General features: G+C 34.3%; 14 protein-coding genes and 1 tRNA gene. 12 read left to right on the top strand and 3 right to left on the bottom strand.

Features of this window, described 5'->3' with window-relative positions:
• Window positions 1–16 precede the first annotated feature (16 nt).
• The 5 genes from P8J93_01275 to panC all read left to right on the top strand — a co-directional run bounded on the left by P8J93_01275 (window position 17) and on the right by panC (window position 3,501).
• Complete coding sequence (locus P8J93_01275) at window positions 17–514, top strand: nuclear transport factor 2 family protein (protein MDG2060432.1); 498 nt, start codon at window positions 17–19, stop codon at window positions 512–514.
• Window positions 515–535: 21 nt separating this feature from the next.
• Window positions 536–1,417: an SDR family NAD(P)-dependent oxidoreductase gene (locus P8J93_01280; GenBank protein MDG2060433.1), complete on the top strand. Its 882-nt coding sequence runs from the start codon at window positions 536–538 to the stop codon at window positions 1,415–1,417.
• Window positions 1,418–1,451: 34 nt separating this feature from the next.
• Window positions 1,452–1,528 (top strand) — tRNA-Arg (locus P8J93_01285).
• A gap of 318 nt (window positions 1,529–1,846) precedes the next feature.
• Entirely contained in the window at window positions 1,847–2,665 is an 819-nt protein-coding gene (panB, locus tag P8J93_01290; GenBank protein MDG2060434.1) for a 3-methyl-2-oxobutanoate hydroxymethyltransferase, read from the top strand.
• A complete protein-coding gene (gene panC / locus P8J93_01295) occupies window positions 2,665–3,501 on the top strand; it encodes a pantoate--beta-alanine ligase (GenBank protein MDG2060435.1) in 837 nt (278 codons plus the stop codon). The genes panB and panC overlap by 1 nt, the downstream gene beginning before the upstream one ends.
• A gap of 1 nt (window position 3,502) precedes the next feature.
• Here panC and P8J93_01300 read toward each other — a convergent pair whose 3' ends face one another.
• The gene (locus P8J93_01300) at window positions 3,503–3,925 is read right to left on the bottom strand and encodes a cupin (GenBank protein ID MDG2060436.1); all 423 of its coding nucleotides are present in this window, start codon (window positions 3,923–3,925) and stop codon (window positions 3,503–3,505) included.
• Between the two features lie 74 nt (window positions 3,926–3,999).
• Window positions 4,000–5,013: an NADP-dependent oxidoreductase gene (locus tag P8J93_01305; protein ID MDG2060437.1), complete on the bottom strand. Its 1,014-nt coding sequence runs from the start codon at window positions 5,011–5,013 to the stop codon at window positions 4,000–4,002.
• A gap of 61 nt (window positions 5,014–5,074) precedes the next feature.
• Here P8J93_01305 and P8J93_01310 point away from each other — a divergent pair, with 61 nt between their 5' ends.
• The 3 genes from P8J93_01310 to P8J93_01320 are packed head-to-tail and all read left to right on the top strand — an operon-like array spanning window position 5,075 to window position 9,515.
• Window positions 5,075–5,665, top strand: coding sequence for an HD domain-containing protein (locus tag P8J93_01310; GenBank protein MDG2060438.1), 591 nt, complete (start codon window positions 5,075–5,077; stop codon window positions 5,663–5,665).
• A gap of 19 nt (window positions 5,666–5,684) precedes the next feature.
• Window positions 5,685–8,135 (top strand): glycoside hydrolase family 3 C-terminal domain-containing protein, encoded by a 2,451-nt coding sequence (locus P8J93_01315; GenBank protein ID MDG2060439.1) that lies wholly within the window; start codon window positions 5,685–5,687, stop codon window positions 8,133–8,135.
• Between the two features lie 21 nt (window positions 8,136–8,156).
• Window positions 8,157–9,515: an aromatic ring-hydroxylating dioxygenase subunit alpha gene (locus tag P8J93_01320; GenBank protein ID MDG2060440.1), complete on the top strand. Its 1,359-nt coding sequence runs from the start codon at window positions 8,157–8,159 to the stop codon at window positions 9,513–9,515.
• A 4-nt stretch (window positions 9,516–9,519) separates the two neighbouring features.
• Here P8J93_01320 and P8J93_01325 read toward each other — a convergent pair whose 3' ends face one another.
• On the bottom strand, window positions 9,520–10,428 hold the full coding sequence (locus P8J93_01325) for an SDR family NAD(P)-dependent oxidoreductase (protein ID MDG2060441.1): 909 nt from the start codon (window positions 10,426–10,428) through the stop codon (window positions 9,520–9,522).
• Window positions 10,429–10,526: 98 nt separating this feature from the next.
• On the opposite strand from P8J93_01325, the gene P8J93_01330 reads away from it, so the two are divergent.
• From P8J93_01330 to P8J93_01345, 4 genes are all read left to right on the top strand, one after another.
• A complete protein-coding gene (locus P8J93_01330) occupies window positions 10,527–11,969 on the top strand; it encodes an MFS transporter (GenBank protein MDG2060442.1) in 1,443 nt (480 codons plus the stop codon).
• Window positions 11,970–11,971: 2 nt separating this feature from the next.
• Complete coding sequence (locus P8J93_01335) at window positions 11,972–12,742, top strand: rhomboid family intramembrane serine protease (GenBank protein MDG2060443.1); 771 nt, start codon at window positions 11,972–11,974, stop codon at window positions 12,740–12,742.
• Window positions 12,743–12,759: 17 nt separating this feature from the next.
• Entirely contained in the window at window positions 12,760–15,009 is a 2,250-nt protein-coding gene (locus tag P8J93_01340; protein MDG2060444.1) for a DUF3604 domain-containing protein, read from the top strand.
• Window positions 15,010–15,085: 76 nt separating this feature from the next.
• Window positions 15,086–16,552, top strand: coding sequence for an MFS transporter (locus P8J93_01345; protein ID MDG2060445.1), 1,467 nt, complete (start codon window positions 15,086–15,088; stop codon window positions 16,550–16,552).
• Window positions 16,553–16,563: the final 11 nt, after the last annotated feature.

Raw genomic sequence — 16,563 nt, forward strand, 5'->3', positions numbered from 1 at the left:
TAATAAATTAGAAAGTATGGATATAAATAAACGTATTCAAGTACTAGAAGACATAGAAGAAATTAAAAATTTAAAGTCTAGATATTTGAATGCTTGCGATGATCAAGATCCAGATAAAGCCATGAATTGTTTTGCCTCCGGTAAGATAATTATAGATATGGGGCATGTAGGTTTCTTTGAAACTAGAGAAAGTTTTGCGGAATTATATAAATCCGCTGGATGCCATGATTATATTATGGATCTTCATCATGGTTCAAATCCAGAAATTAAAGTCATAGATGACAATGCAAAGGGTCTTTGGGGGCTAAATTATAGAAATATTAATCTTCTAAATAAAACGGCAACGCTTATTAGCGCTTTTTATCATGATCAATACAAAAGAATAAATAATGAATGGAAAATAGTCTCAAGTATAACTGAATATAAATCAGCTCTTCACTTAGATTACTCTGAGGATGTTCTTAAAACAATCATTGCTGATAAGTCTACAGCAGGCTCAGTAAAATATAGCTAATTAAAATTAATTAACAAAAATATGACTTCAAAAAAAAATAGAATAATTCTAGTAACGGGTGCAAGTAGAGGAGTTGGAAAGGGCGTAGCACTTGGCTTATCAGAAAAAGGGGATACTGTCATAATAACTGGACGCTCATTAAAAAAAGGAACTTCGGTTAGTCAATTTGGTCTTAATCTTGATAGTAGCTTAGAGGTTACAGCAGAAGAGATAAACAGAAAAGGAGCTCAAGCAATAACCTATCAAATTGATCAAAACAACGATGAAGAAGTTAAGAAGTTAGTAGAAATGGTTAAATCCGAATATGGAAGATTGGACATCTTAGTGCACGCCTCTTGCCAAATACATGATGATTTAGTGAAACCACTTCCTTTTTGGGAGAAATCTAAAGATATGTGGTCGTTAGTTGATGTAGGACTTAGATCTAATTATATATTATCTTATTATGCAGCTCCTTTAATGATTGAACAAAATGAAGGTCTTATTGTCCATATCTCTTCACATGGAGCAAGGTGTTATATGCATGGTCCAGCTTATGGAGCTCAAAAAGCTGGGATGGATAAGATGTCTTTCGATATGGCTAGTGATTTAGAATCTTTTAATGTTGCTTCAATATCTTTATGGTCAGGAATAGTTTTGGATGAAAAAACTGAGTTAGTAAGCGAAAGTCAAGATGATACATATAAGGAGTTTTTAAAAGGAGGCGCTAGTCAACTATACGCTGGTTTTGTTATAGATGCTTTATCAAAAGACAAAGAGTATATGAGACACTCAGGTAAGGTTTTGATTATGCAAGAATTAGGTGAGCTTTATGGTGTAGAAGATATTGAAGGAAGAAGTCCAATTAGTGATAGAGCTACTCTCGGTGGTCCGAAAGACTTTGAGCCAGCTAAAGTTTTTTAATTTTTTGCAGTAAGTTATATAATTAGTTTTATTTGGGTCTGTAGCTCACTTGGATAGAGTATCTGGCTTCGAACCAGAGGGTAGCAGGTTCGAATCCTGCCAGGCCCGCCAAAATCTTTAAAAAAATTTTAGGGAACTCAAAAAAAATCTGATAATGTAATAGACAGGGTGTCCCCACTGAGTCTTAAAACAAGGGAAGACTTAGGTGCGGTTTGTTTAATTATCCCTTAAAGGAGGTGGTCTAAAATTAGTATTTATATAATAGCAGGAACGACAGGAGGTGCCTTCTGACACGGGGTTTCCCCCGGTTCCGGCTGCCAATTTTTTAATATAAGGCAGTTGAAGTGGAGTTGCGATACTCCCTTTGGGAAGCCCCGCATATAGCGGGGCTTTTTTTAGTTATAATGGCATTCTAATTAATATAAAATTATGAGTTCTCAACAAAACAACTCTTCAGTTACTCTAAATACCTTAAATAATATGAAGGAAAGAGGCGAAAAGATCTGTTGCCTAACAGCTTATGACTCTACTTTTTCTAATATCCTCAGTAACTCAGGTGTGGACGTTATTTTAGTGGGCGATTCTTTGGGAATGGTACTTCAAGGTCATGATAGTACTCTGCCAGTTACAATGGATGACATAATTTATCATATTGGGAATGTAAAAAGAGCAGGCCCTCGATCTTTAATAATGGGTGATATGCCTTTCATGAGCTATGCTTCAGAAGAGCAAACATTAAAAAACGCAGCTCAATTAATGCAAGCAGGTGCACACTGCATAAAATTAGAAGGAAATTCATGGATTAGTAAATCTACATTTTTACTTTCTGAAAGAGGGATACCCGTATGCGCGCATATGGGTCTGACACCTCAATCTGTAAATCGGATAGGTGGTTATATAGTTCAAGGAAGAGATCCAAAAAAGGCTGATGATATTCTTAAAGAAGCTTTAATTCTTCAAGATGCAGGAGCAAGTATGTTGCTATTGGAATGTGTTCCTCAAAAGCTAGCTAAAAGAATAACAGAGAACTTAGATATACCTGTTATTGGAATTGGTGCAGGAGTAGATGTAGATGGGCAAATAATGGTTATTTATGATTTATTGGGAATAACTCAAATGGAATCACCACCTAAGTTTGTTAAAAACTTTTTAGATGAGACTTCTGGAGGAGTAGAATCAGCTGTACGGTTATATGTTGAAAGTGTAAAAGATAAATCTTTCCCAGCTGAAATTCATTCTTTTAATTAATGATTCAAGTATCTTCTATAAGTGAATTAAATAATTCTTTGAATTTATTAAAAAAAAGTCGTGAATCAATTGCCTTAGTGCCTACTATGGGAAATTTACATAAAGGTCATCTTTTGCTAGTAAAAGAGGCAGAGAAATTAGCTCAGAATGTAGTAGTTAGTATTTTTGTTAACCCTCTGCAATTTGGACCAAATGAAGATTTAAGTTCTTATCCTAGAACTCTTGATCAAGATATAGTTAAACTTAAAAAAACAAACTGTAAATTAGTTTTTACTCCCTCAGAGGATCTATTCTCCCTAGATTCCTTACCTGTTATAGATGTAGGGTCTATAGGTAAAGTATTATGCGGAATTTCACGACCAATTCACTTTAATGGAGTAGCTACTATAGTTAAGGAGCTAATTAATTTATTTAATCCAGAGGTTGCTGTTTTTGGAAAAAAAGATTATCAGCAGTTTTTTATTATTAAAAAATTGGTTAGAGATTTTGATTTAAAGACTCATATCATTGGTGTTGATACGTATAGACATAGAAAAGGTTTGGCAGAGAGCTCTAGGAATCAATATCTAACTAGAGATGAATTAAAAATTGCTCCTAATTTATATACAACTTTATTAAATGCCAAAGAAGATATAGTTGAAGGAACCTTAGATTTGAATAGCATTGAAGTTAAGTCGATAAATTCCTTAAGTGCTTTAGGTTTTAAAGTTGATTATTTTAAAATTTGTTGTTCAAAGACGTTGCAAACACCTCAAGATAGAGTAAAAGATTTAGTAATTTGTGTTGCGGCGTACCTAGGTAAGACTAGATTAATAGATAATATAGAAGTCTTATAAATTAAGTTTTTGGCGGTTTACCGTCTTCAATTCTCCAACCTTCTTTGTCAAATATTCTCAAATAAGTTAGTTGTTCTTGGCTATGAGTATTTTTAATTTTTATGAAATCACCTTCCTCTGCTAAAAGGATATCTCCTGAGACAACTTCAATATCCTCTTTATGTTCTATTCCAAAGCTAGGATTGCTTCCATGACCAGCTTCATGATTAGAATATTCAATTATCTCTACTTCTCCAAAGCCTGATAGAAATACAAAAACTACTTCTGACTCTATTAGTCTATGGCCGCCTGTAGATTGCCCTGCATTTATGACAGTTTTACTTGTAATAAGCTTTCTTAATATATCATTTGTCCATGAAGTATATGACGGGTTTTCTTTTGTTATTTGATCCCCAACTGAGAAGTTATTAAATTTTTTAGCCATATCTAAATGTACCTTTAAAAAAATAGGATTGTACAGGTAATTTTAAAATTACAAACTTTTCATTCTAATAATATTTACTCTTCACTTACTTGTAATATTAGTTTCCCATCATTTTCCCCAGTAAAAAGCATGTTTACAGTAGATAAAGCATTTTCTAAACCTTGTTGGATGTCTACTTTATACTGAATTTTCCCCTCTTGAATCCATTGTGCTAATTCAATAGATGCTTTTTCCCAATCTTCGATGAAATCTGAAACAATGAAACCTTCTACTTTTACTCTCTTCATTAAAATATTTCTATACATGTAGGGACCTGGTACAGGCTTATCTTCATTGTACATAGATATTAGCCCACAAACAGATACACGAGCACTTTGGTTTACAACTGTTAAGACGGCATCAAGAATTTCTCCGCCTGTATTATCAAAATAAATATCTACACCTTCTGGACATAATTCTTTTAATTTATCTAGGACGTTCTCTTCTTTATAATTTATAACTCCATCAAAACCTATGTCTTTAAGCCAGTTACATTTTTCATTTGAGCCTGTAATGCCTATGACCTTGCATCCTTTAATTTTTCCTATTTGCCCCACTACAGAACCAACTGCTCCTGCAGCAGTAGATACAACCAATGTTTCTCCAGGTTGAGGATTAGTAATATTTAGAAGCCCGAAATAAGCAGTATAGCCTGTAAACCCGGCAGCGCTCATATAAGAAGTCAAAGGTAGGTTTCTTTTTTCAGGAAGGGGTGAAGTTTCTGCCGGAGTGACAATGGCAAAATCTTGCCATCCACAAGTAAAAGCAGATACATATTCACCTACTGTTAACTCAGGAGAATTACTTTTTATTATTTTTGCTGTGCATCCCCCTCTCATAACCTGGCCTAATTCAACAGGTGGCATATATTGATCTATGTCAGACATCCAGATTCTATTTGTCGGATCTATAGATAGGTAAATATTTTGAATTAATGCTTGTCCAGGGCCTGGTTCAGGGATCTTAGATTCTATCAGTTCTAAATCATCATTTGATATATCTCCAACAGGTCTTTTTTTAAGGATCCATTGTCTGTTATTATTTCTCATGATTTCTTAAAAAATTTATTAACGAAATACACAATATAGTTAAATCTGGCATAATTGCTATATGAAAAATAATAATTTATTAAAACAAGCTACTTTTTCTTCTATGACAGACGGAACATCTGAAGACTATACTATAATTGCTGAACATGCTATTGATCATGCTTCAAAATTACCCGATAGAGTTTTAGAACATCTAAGCATTCTTGAAGGAGATACAGGAGGCTTTGCAATAGATAGGTTGGCACATTCTTTGCAAACAGCAACTAGGGCATACAGAGATGGAAAAGATGAAGAATATGTAGTTTGTGCTTTACTCCATGACATAGGTGATACTTTAGCTTCTGCTAATCATGCTGATTTAGCTGCAACCATGTTGAAACCTTTTATATCAGATAAGAATTACTGGATTGTAAAACATCATGGAATCTTTCAAGGATACTATTTCTTTAATTATCTAGGCTTAGATAAAAATCTTAGAGACGAATTTAAAGGCCATGAATATTGGAATGACTGTGCAGAATTTTGTGCGAAGTATGATCAAAATTCTTTTGATCCTGATTACGACAACATGTCTTTAGATGAATTTAAGCCTATGGTACAAAAAGTTTTTTCTAAGCCAAAAGAATCAATTTATAAGAAAAGAGATTATTAGTCTTTTTTTTCCATCTTAAATGGATAAAATAGAATCTCTTTTTCGTAAGTTAACTTTAGAAGAAAAAGTCTCTTTACTTTCAGGTAAAGATGCTTGGCATACACCAGAAGTTGATAGACTTTCCATTCCTAGTATCAAAATGACCGATGGCCCAAATGGTGCAAGAGGAGATTCTTTATCGGGAAAAACAGCTGCATCATTTCCAGTTAGTATTTCTTTAGCCTCAACATGGAATTTAGATCTAGTAAAACAGATAGGTCATTCTTTAGGGCAAGAATCTAAAACGAAAGACGCAGATGTTTTACTTGCTCCAACTATAAATTTACATAGACATCCTCTAGGCGGGAGGCACTTTGAGTGTTTTTCCGAAGATCCATTCTTAACAGGTAAATTAGCAATATCTTATGTTTCGGGCGTTCAGGCTGAAGGGGTTGCCTGCTGCTTGAAACACTTTGTAGGTAATGATACTGAATTCGAAAGACTCTCTATTAGTTCTAATATAGATGAAAAGACTCTTAGAGAACTATATCTTCTTCCTTTTGAGATGGCTATAAAGCAAGGCGGTGCTTTGGTTGTCATGTCAGCATATAGTAAGTTAAATAATATTTTTTGTAGTTCACATGATGATTTACTCAATAAAATATTGAAAGAAGAGTGGAGTTTTCCTGGATTCGTGGTGAGTGATTGGGGAGCTGCCTTAGAGACCATAGAAAATGCAAACGGAGGATTAGATATTGAAATGCCTGGGCCAGCAAAAACTTGGGGGGAAAAACTTATTTCAGAAGTTAAAAGAGGCAAAGTAAAAGAAGAGTTAATTGATGATAAGGTTTTAAGGTTAATGCGAGTTATGAATTTTACAGGTCGAATAACTGATCAAAAGAAGAAAACTGAATCATCATTTAACAATCCGAGAGATAGAGAGTTGATAAGAAAAGCAGGTTCTGAAGGAATGGTTCTTCTTAAGAATGAAGGCATTTTGCCTTTTAAATTAAAAGAAATGAGAAGTCTTGCAGTCATTGGACCGAACTCTCTTAAGGGGCAAATACAAGGAGGAGGAAGTGCTGAGTTAAAGTCTCATTATTCTATAAATCCATTTGAAGGAATTAAGAATTATGTACCTAGTAGATTAGACTTACAATATGCAAAAGGTTGCCATATAGATAAGTATTATCCTCCAATAGGGAAGCAATTACTAAAGACACCTGGAAAAAATGAAGAAGGTTTTCAGGTAAAGTTTTTTCAAGGTGGAGACTTTAGCGGCACTCCTCTTGAAGAAGAGGTGATGAGAGGAGGAAAGTTTTGGGCCCTAAATGGCTTTGGAGTTAATGTAGCCTCGTCTTCTAACCCTCCATCTCTCTCAGTATCCTTTTCTGCTGATTTTATTCCAGATACTACAGGCCTTCATTCTTTTGATTTAACTAGTATAGGCCCATCTAGAATTAAGATAGACGGCAAAGTTTTTTTAGATAACTGGCTAGATCAGGAGCCGGGAGAATCTTTTTTTAGTTTTGGTAGTAAATTAAAAAAAGCAACTGTAGATTTAATTAAAGACAAAAGTTATTTTTTAGAGATAGAGTATAAATGGATCGGAAGATTTCCGGCAATTCAATTTGGGATGCTTCCTCCTGATTCTATAGATTTAATGGAAGAGGCTTTAAATATTTCTCGAAAAGTAGATGGTATTATTTTAGTAGTAGGTACAAATTCTGACTGGGAGACAGAAGGAATAGATAGATCGTCAATGGATTTACCTTTACAACAAAATGAGCTTATAGAAAAAATCTGTGAAGTTAACCCAAATACTGTTGTAGTCTTGAATACTGGATCACCCAATCATATGCCTTGGATTGATAAGTCTAAATGTATCTTGCAGTCTTGGTTTCCAGGTCAAGAATTTGGAAATTCACTTGCAGATATTATCTTTGGTGTAGAGAATCCCTCAGGAAAACTTCCTACAACCTTTCCAGTTTCTCTAAAAGATACTCCAGCTTTTAATTTTTATCCTGGTCAGGATTCACAAATGCAATATGGAGAAGGTGTCTACATAGGTTATAGATGGTATGAAAAAGAAGATATAAAACCATTGTTCCCCTTTGGTCATGGACTTTCATATACTGATTTTTCATATTCAGAATTTAGGATAATTCCACCACAAACTGAAGATTCAGTTATTTCTTGTGAATTTAAAATAGAGAATATTGGTCCTTTAAAAGGAAAAGAAGTGGCCCAATGTTATATCGGCAAAGAAAATAGTAGTATTGCAGGACCGGTAAAAGTTTTGAAAGCTTTTAAGAAAATAGAATTAGAACCCAAAGAAGCTAAGAAATTGATTTTTAATATTACCGAAAGAGATTTATCTTATTGGGACATAGATAAGCATAGTTGGGTTCTAGAACCTGCGAAATATATTATTTATATTGGTTCTTCTTCTGAAGATGTTCGGGGGAAACAGAGTGTTTGGTTAGGATAATTTAATCTTACGGAGTTTAAGATGGCAGAAATAGAAAATGACTTACTAAACATAAAAGATTCTTTAAAAAGAAAATTTAAAGCCGAACCTTTTTTACCAAAAAAACCTATACAAGACTTGGGACTAAGTAAAGTAGATGGACAAAGGTTCTCTTCAAAAGAATTCATGAAACAAGAATGGAATTTTATCTGGAAAAAAACCTGGCAATTAGTATGTAGAATAAGTGATCTTGAAAATAAAGGGGCTTTCTACATACATGAATTAGGAAAGGAATCTTTTTTAATAGTAAAAGGTGATGATGGAGTAATTAGAGGTTTTTATAATGTGTGTCAACATAGAGGTAATAAGTTATGTCAGGCAAGCATAGGAGCAACGGAGACTTTTACTTGTCCCTATCATGGATGGCAATGGAATAATGATGGTAGCTTAAAGTTTATATCTAGTCCTGAATTTTTTAGACAGTTTGATGAAGGTGTGCCTTATGAAGAACTGTCTCTTCCTAAAGTAAAGGTAGATTTTTGGGGTGGCTGGTTATGGATAAATATGGACTTAGATCCAAAGGGAATAGGTTTACAAGAATATCTCGGAGACTATGGTCAACATCTAGAAAGTTACGAATTTGAAAATTGGGATTTGATAGATTATCAATCTTTTGAGTGGAATGGTAATTGGAAGCATGCAGTAGATGCATTCAATGAAAGCTATCATTTTGCTTCACTTCATCCGGATATGATTCAAATATCTGAAGGCCATGATGTACCTATAGAGTTAAATGGAATTCACTCTAGGATGCTAAATTACAATGATACTGTCAGTGAAGTAGTAACAGGGGATAGAGATTCTTGGACTCCTCTTCGTTTGAAGATGATGTCTGTAAATGATGGTTATAAGGGGTCAGCTAAGGATTTGCATCTTAGCAATATTGAGATGAAAAGATCCCAGGAAGAAGACTATCCAATTTATAAACAAATGAATGATGAGCAGCTAGTGCATCAGTATCACTACCATTTTTTTCCCAATGCCACATTTACAAATAAACCAGAAAATGGTCTTGTCTTCAGGTTCAGGCCTCATGCAACAAACCCTAATAAAAGTTATTATGATTTTTTTATTCTAGTTAACAAAGTTTTTGTTGATAATAAATCTGTAAGGCCAGAGCATAAACTGCATAAAGGTAGTGCGCCAGAGGTTTATCAAGATGCCTTTGATTCAACTTTCAACGATGTTTTCTCAAATGTGCTTGCTGAGGATGCTTCCAACATGGAAACTATGCAGTGGGGTACTAAATCAGATAGTTTTACAGGAATGAACCTTTGTGACCAGGAAATCAGGATACGACATTTCCATAAAACTATAGATCAATTTATTTCAAAAGGTTAATTGCTTAAACTTTCTTAGGAACTCCAGATTCTGAGATAGCTTTATCATGATTTTTTTTAGCCTCAACTAATTCTGGTATTAATTTGTTAAGTTGATCAATGGTCCAAAGGTTATCTGTGGTGAAAGATTTAATTACAGCAGGTTGTTGCATGATCCCTAATATTCCTGCCTGTGAATGTATAATTTGAGAAGTAATGCTTTCAGCAGCATCAGAACAAAGCCACGTAACTATGGGTGCTATTTGTTCAGGGTTTTGAGTCCAGTCATCAATATTATGTTCCCTGCCTGCAGCTTCCATTAAATCCAAAGTCAATCTAGTAGCAGCTCCTGGAGAAATAGTATTCACTGTACATTTATACTTAGCAACCTCTAGGGCTAATGATCTAGAAAATCCTGCTATGCCAGCCTTGGCAGCGCCATAATTAGTTTGGCCAAAATTCCCATATAAACCTGATACTGAGGACATATTAATTATTCTGCAATTTAATTTATTATTATCTCTTATGTATTTTATTAGGGGCTTTGTACAGTTATAGTGACCTTTTAAATGTACTTCCATAATTGCATCCCAATCTGATTCTTCCATATTGTAAAGAGTTTTATCTCTTAAAATCCCAGCATTATTTACTAAAATATCTACATCATTATAGTTTTCTAATGCTGTATTAAAGATGTTTAGACCACCTTGAACTGTCCCTACAGTATCATAATTAGCTACAGAATCTCCTCCTAAACTTTTGATTTCACTGACAACTTCATCTGCTATTTTTCCACCTCCAGATCCATCTCTTTCTCCTCCAAGATCATTGACCACCACTTTCGCACCTTCTTTTGCAAAGTATAAAGATATTTCTCTACCTATACCTCTTCCTGCGCCGGTTACTATAGCTACTTTGTTATTTAAGATTCCCATTGCTTCTCCTGTAGTAATTCTATTAAGTTTAGTGCATTCTTGTTGCCTAAGAAAGTATATAAAAATTTAAAATACACTAATTAAAAGAATAAATTCTCATGTCTACTACAAATAAATCAAAAGCAAATTTTTATACTTTGTTAGTTTATAGTTTAGGAACAATTCCAGTTGGCATTAAGAATAATCTCTTAGGTAGTTTTCTTCTGGTTTATTTCAATCAAGTATTAGGACTAAGTGCACAATTAGCAGCTTCAGCAATGGCTATAGCCCTTGTAGTAGATGCAATCTCAGATCCATTAATTGGAACTTGGTCAGATAGAGTAAAAACAAAATGGGGAAGAAGGCATCCTTTTATTTATTTAGGCATAGTGCCATTTGCACTATTTTATTACCTCATTTTACAATTTCCTGATAACCTTTCTGAATCTTCATTGTTCTATAGACTCCTTTTTCTTATGATAGGTTTAAGGCTTTCTATGACCTTATATGAAGTTCCTAGAGGCGCTTTAGCGCCGGAATTAACTAAAGATTATGACCAAAGAAATCAAATATCAGGATTGAGTATGGGTTTTAGCTGGATAGGCGGAGCTGGTCTAGCTACTATAGCCTATGCTTTCTTTTTTATTGAAACTGATAATTATCAAGGAGCATCGGCTTTTTTAAGACCTCAAGCATTCCAAGAGCTAGCTTTTTGGGGAGGTCTAGGAATATTTATTACTAGTGTAATATCAAATATTGGTCTTCATAGCCAAATTCCCAATCTTTACAAACCTAGTTTAAGTAAAAATAAAAAATCTTTTTTATCTCAAGTTCTAGAGACTCTATCCAATAAATCTTGGATTGCTTTGTTTGTATCCGGTTGTTTGTATGCGCTTATAATAGGTATAACAACTAATGCAGGGATGTATAACAATATTTATTTTTGGCAATGGACTCCTTCAGACATAGCTCTATTCCCTATTGCCGCAGCAACAGGTGTTATTTTTGTTTCAATTCTTTCTGGTCTTCTAGCTAAAGGCAGAAATAAAAAAAATATAACCATATGGTTGCTCACTACGACAATATTCCTTACACCTTTGCCTATAGTTCTTAGATTAATAGATCCTTATTTTTCAGTTCAATTACTTCCTTCGAATGGCACTGATTTTCTATGGTGGATATTAATAACTCACTATGTTTTAGAAACATGTCTTGGTACCTTAGGTTTTATTTTTATTATATCTATGGCTATGGAGATAGTTGAAGATGTACAAACCAAGACAGGCAGGAGAGAAGAAGGCTTGCTTGGAACTGCAAATACTTTAGTGCAAAAATTAATAGGAGCTGGTGGAGTTTTAATTGCAGGTCTTATAATTTCTCATGTAGGATTAGATGATCCTGGATCTATAGAGTCTATGCAAGAGCCCATAAGAAATTTTGCTACCATAATGATATATACAACTATGAGCCTAGGTTTGATGGCAATTGTTGCATTACTTTTTTATGACATTGACAGAAAAAAGCATTCTAGGAATATTGATACTTTGGGTTATACAGATTAAGTATGTTTTTCTTTCCATTTTCTGATGACAACCCAACTAGTTCAAGGCCTATTATTTGTTATTGGATTATAGGAATATGCATTTTTATTTTTCTTTGGCAATTTACACTACCTGCTGAATTATCAAGATCTGCTGTTTATTCATTTGGAGTTATTCCATCCTCTTTACTAGGAGATAATTTCATATATATTCCAGCAAGTTTAACTGTAGTAACTTCTATGTTTATGCATGGCGGATGGATGCATTTATTAGGAAATATGTTATATCTTTGGATTTTCGGTGACAATATTGAGGAATCATTAGGCAGATTTAAATTTATAGTTTTCTATTCTTTATGCGGTTTAGTAGCAGCATTAACACAGTCTCTTGTAGATCCAACATCTAATATCCCTATGATAGGAGCAAGTGGAGCGATAGCAGGTGTTTTAGGGGGTTATTTAATTTTATACCCAAGGGCTAATGTTAATGTTCTTTTTTGGATCTTCATATTTATTAAGGTATTTCGCATTCCAGCTTTTATTGTATTAGGTGTTTGGATAGTAGGGCAATTTTTTGATGCAGGTGGTTCCTCATCATCAGGCGTAGCTTATTTTGCGCACATAGGTGGATTTCTTGCTGGTATTTGTTTAGTTCCTTTATTCAAGAAGCCCAGTATTCCATTATTTCAAAATGCCAATACTACTGCTTTTAGAGATACAGGCTTTAATTTAAGTAAAGATAAAAATTTTATGCAAGAATTTATAGACGAAGCAAATAAAAAAGACAAAAGATAATAAATTAAGAGGTATTTATGAAAATTTTACTAAAATCACTAGGTTATCTAGCTTTAATTTTTTTAACCGTATTAATCGTGTATTCATTAGGATTTTATTTCAATTGGTATGGAAAATTAGAAGGCCCTGGGGTATCTGTAACTGATCCTTATCCAGAAAAATTATTAGAGGCAAAGAAAATATCTCAAGCCGATATATTAGATTCACCTAAACAAATATTATTTGGAGATACCCATGTTCATACTACCTATTCAACAGATGCTTTTCTTTGGAGTCTGCCTGTCTTTAACGGAGAAGGGCCTCATCCTATTTCTGATGCGTGTGATTATGCAAGGTTCTGTTCAGCTTTAGATTTTTGGGTAACAACAGATCATGCTGAAGCATCTACTCCTAGAAAATGGTCATCTATTAAACAAGCTGTAAGAAATTGTAATGCACCTTCTGATAAGGCAGATCCTGATATGGTTACATTCCTAGGCTATGAGTGGACTCAAGTAGGGTTAGAAGCAGGAAATCATTATGGACATAAAAATGTAGTCTTCAAGGATATTGAAGAAGATAACGTTCCAGCCCGGCCTATAGGTGCCGGTGGTCTTGCCACCCAAGGTATGAGAGTAATAATAGGGCAACAAGCAGCAAGGTTAGTAAAGCCTCTTGCCTTGGCTGATTTTTCAAATCGGGAAAGGTATTTTAATTTTGGCTCTTTTGTAAAGGAATTAAATGGAATTCCATTTTGCGAGGAAGGTGTTAGTTCAGATTTATTGCCAGTCAATTGTTACGAATCTGCAGACACACCGGAAGATCTTTTTTTAAAACTTAAAGAACTAAAAATGCCATCTATAGTAATCCCGCATGGTAATACCTGGGGATTTTATTCTCCTCCAGGTACAAGTTTAGATAAGCAATTAGAGCCAGGTTTTCATGATCCTAATGTACAAGTTTTATTTGAAATTATGTCAGGTCATGGTAATTCAGAAGAGTATAGGCCTTGGAGAGCAATGACTTATGATTCTGAAGGCCTATTGTCTTGCCCTGATCCAAGCAAAGATTACTTGCCTAGTTGCTGGAGAGCTGGAGAGATAATAAAAGAAAGATGCCTAAAGGAAGGTTCTAGCAATCTCATATGTGAAGAAAGGGAAAAAGAAGCGCGTATAGATTATTTAAATGCTCAAGCAGCTGGCCATACAACTGTACAGGGAGCAGAATTTGAAGATTGGCTTGATTCTGGACAATGTAAAGATTGTTTCATTCCTTCCTTCAATTATAGGCCAGCTGGTTCTGGTCAATATGCCTTGGCTATTGGTAACTTTTCATCAAACGAAGTTAATAGATTTAGGTTCGGTTTTATAGCTTCCAGCGATAATCATAGAGCTAGACCAGGTACAGGCTATAAGGAAATAGATAGAATGACAACAACAGATGCAAACGGACAACCTTCTGAAACTTTAAGGTCCGCTTTTTATCCTAAAGAAGAAAGAATTCCTCGTTCTGTAAAGAGTGAAATGAGCTTAGATCCTGATAATCCAAATACTCGAGGAGGTTTTGGAGCTTTTGAGGCTGAAAGGATGGCTTCCTTTTTTACAACAGGAGGACTTGCTGCTGTTCATTCTGATGGAAGAGGTCGCGAAGATATTTGGGATTCTATGCAAAGAAAAGAAACTTATGCAACAAGTGGAGATAGGATCTTACTCTGGTTCAATCTTATTAAAGAAAATATTTCTATTCCAATGGGTGGAGAAATTAAAACTTCAGAAAATCCTACTTTTACTGTAAAAGCAGTAGGCGCTTTAAAGCAAAAACCAGGATGTCCAGATTTTGGCGTTACTTCTTTTTCTACCGATGATATAGAAACATTATGTAAAAACGAATGTTATAACCCTTCAGATGAAAGAAAAATAATAACTCGTATAGAAGTTATTAAAATTAACCCTCAATTAAACAGCAAAGAAAACGTTTCAGATTTAGTAAAGGATCCCTGGAAAGTATTTAATTGTCCTTCAAGTGAGTCAGGTTGTTCAGTGACCTTTTCAGATGATAGCTTTTTAAATGAAGGCAGGGACGCAGCATATTATGTTAGGGCTATTGAAGAAAGTTCGCCGACTATAAATTCAGAAAACTTAAGATGTGAATTAGATGATGCAGGTCAATGTGCCAAGGTTAATGCATGTTATGGAGATTATAGAACTTCTAAAGAAGATGATTGTTTATCAATGTCTGAAGAAAGAGCTTGGTCATCCCCGATATTCGTAGACTTTGCAGATCTTTAGTTTTTTGCTTCAAAACTTTCAAAGTTAATAAAGAGATTAATGAAGGTGTCTATGTATCAAAAAATTATTTAAAAAATTGGAAAGTAAAGAGTTATCGTTTTCAACTAAGTTCTTTTATGGTTTCGGATCCATTGCTTATGGAATAAAAGATAATGGATATAGTTTTTTTGTCTTATTTGTATATAGTGTTGTATTAGGTTTGCCTGGCTGGATGACTGGCCTGGCACTTAATATAGTCCTTTTATTTGATGCAATTTCTGATCCATTAGTAGGATATTTTTCTGACAGGACAAGGTCAAAATGGGGAAGAAGGCATCCATATATGTATGCTGCAGCACTTCCTGTAGCTATCACATACTTTTTTTTATGGAATCCTCCGTCAGATCTAACTGACTGGCAACTTTTTTCATATCTCTTATGCCTTTCTATAGTTATAAGGACATGTATTACTTTTTTTGAGATTCCTAGCACGTCACTAGGGCCGGAGTTAACTTCTAATTATGTAGAGCGAGCTGAACTTCTATCTTATAGATATTTTTTTGGATGGATCGGAGGCCTCACAATGTATAACTTAGTTTGGGTTTGGTTTGCACCAAGACACAAGAGTGCAGAGTTCTTGGATGGTAGATTTAATCCAGAAACTTGGATGGAATATGGGCTGGTTTCTTCTTTATTGATTCTGTTAGGTATTTTAGTAACTGCTATAGGAACGCATAAACATGTCCCTAAATTATTAATACCTCCAGAAAAAGAAAAACTTTCTTCCCAACAAAGTTCAAAAACAAAACTTTTAGTTTTCTTTAAAGAATTGAAAGAGACCCTTTTTTCAAATAAATCATATATGTTTCTTTTTGTCGCTAGTCTTATAGCTGCAATTGCATCCGGTCTTGAAGCTTCATTGGCTATATATTTTGATAGTTTCTTCTGGCAATTTACATTAGAAGAAATGTTTATAAGGGGAGTTAGTATCTACTTATCTCCTGTTATAGCTATAATTTTAGTTCCTATCTTAGTGAATAGATATGGAAAGAAAAACACTGTGATGGGTGTTTGGTTCATTCAGATATTCTATGCTGCATCACCTTTCGTACTAAGACTTTTAGGGTGGTTTCCAGAAAATGATAGCCATGTATTATTACCACTTCTATGTTTTCATGCTGTAACTAATATTGCTATGACGATTATAGTAGCTTCTACTATAGGTTCCATGGTCATGGACTTAGTTGAAAAAATACAATTAACAACTGGTAGGAGAGAAGAGGGTTTATTAATTTCAGCTAGGTCATTTGCTCAAAAAGCTGTAAGTGGGTTTGGTCTAACTTTAGCAGGAATAATTCTCTCAATAATAAGTTTTCCGACTGCAATGAACTCTGGTGAAGTTCCTCAAAGGACTCTAGATCTTTTGGCTATGACTTATATTCCAATCTCGGTTTTTGCATTTCTTTTAGCTCTTAGTTTTGTTTCTGGATATAATCTAACGAGAGAAGAGCATGAAGAGAATATTTCTAGGCCAGAAACTAAGACTTGGACCAAAAAGTACTAAAAATCTTAGAA

The sequence above is a fragment of the SAR86 cluster bacterium genome (assembly GCA_029268615.1).
In the GTDB taxonomy this organism is placed as follows: domain Bacteria; phylum Pseudomonadota; class Gammaproteobacteria; order Magnimaribacterales; family Magnimaribacteraceae; genus JAQWNM01.

Coding starts and splice junctions, on each gene's coding strand:
- P8J93_01275 (MDG2060432.1), top strand. CDS start 17: ATGGATATAAATAAACGTATTCAAGTACTAGAAGACATAGAAGAAATT.
- P8J93_01280 (MDG2060433.1), top strand. CDS start 536: ATGACTTCAAAAAAAAATAGAATAATTCTAGTAACGGGTGCAAGTAGA.
- panB (MDG2060434.1), top strand. CDS start 1,847: ATGAGTTCTCAACAAAACAACTCTTCAGTTACTCTAAATACCTTAAAT.
- panC (MDG2060435.1), top strand. CDS start 2,665: ATGATTCAAGTATCTTCTATAAGTGAATTAAATAATTCTTTGAATTTA.
- P8J93_01300 (MDG2060436.1), bottom strand. CDS start 3,925: ATGGCTAAAAAATTTAATAACTTCTCAGTTGGGGATCAAATAACAAAA.
- P8J93_01305 (MDG2060437.1), bottom strand. CDS start 5,013: ATGAGAAATAATAACAGACAATGGATCCTTAAAAAAAGACCTGTTGGA.
- P8J93_01310 (MDG2060438.1), top strand. CDS start 5,075: ATGAAAAATAATAATTTATTAAAACAAGCTACTTTTTCTTCTATGACA.
- P8J93_01315 (MDG2060439.1), top strand. CDS start 5,685: ATGGATAAAATAGAATCTCTTTTTCGTAAGTTAACTTTAGAAGAAAAA.
- P8J93_01320 (MDG2060440.1), top strand. CDS start 8,157: ATGGCAGAAATAGAAAATGACTTACTAAACATAAAAGATTCTTTAAAA.
- P8J93_01325 (MDG2060441.1), bottom strand. CDS start 10,428: ATGGGAATCTTAAATAACAAAGTAGCTATAGTAACCGGCGCAGGAAGA.
- P8J93_01330 (MDG2060442.1), top strand. CDS start 10,527: ATGTCTACTACAAATAAATCAAAAGCAAATTTTTATACTTTGTTAGTT.
- P8J93_01335 (MDG2060443.1), top strand. CDS start 11,972: ATGTTTTTCTTTCCATTTTCTGATGACAACCCAACTAGTTCAAGGCCT.
- P8J93_01340 (MDG2060444.1), top strand. CDS start 12,760: ATGAAAATTTTACTAAAATCACTAGGTTATCTAGCTTTAATTTTTTTA.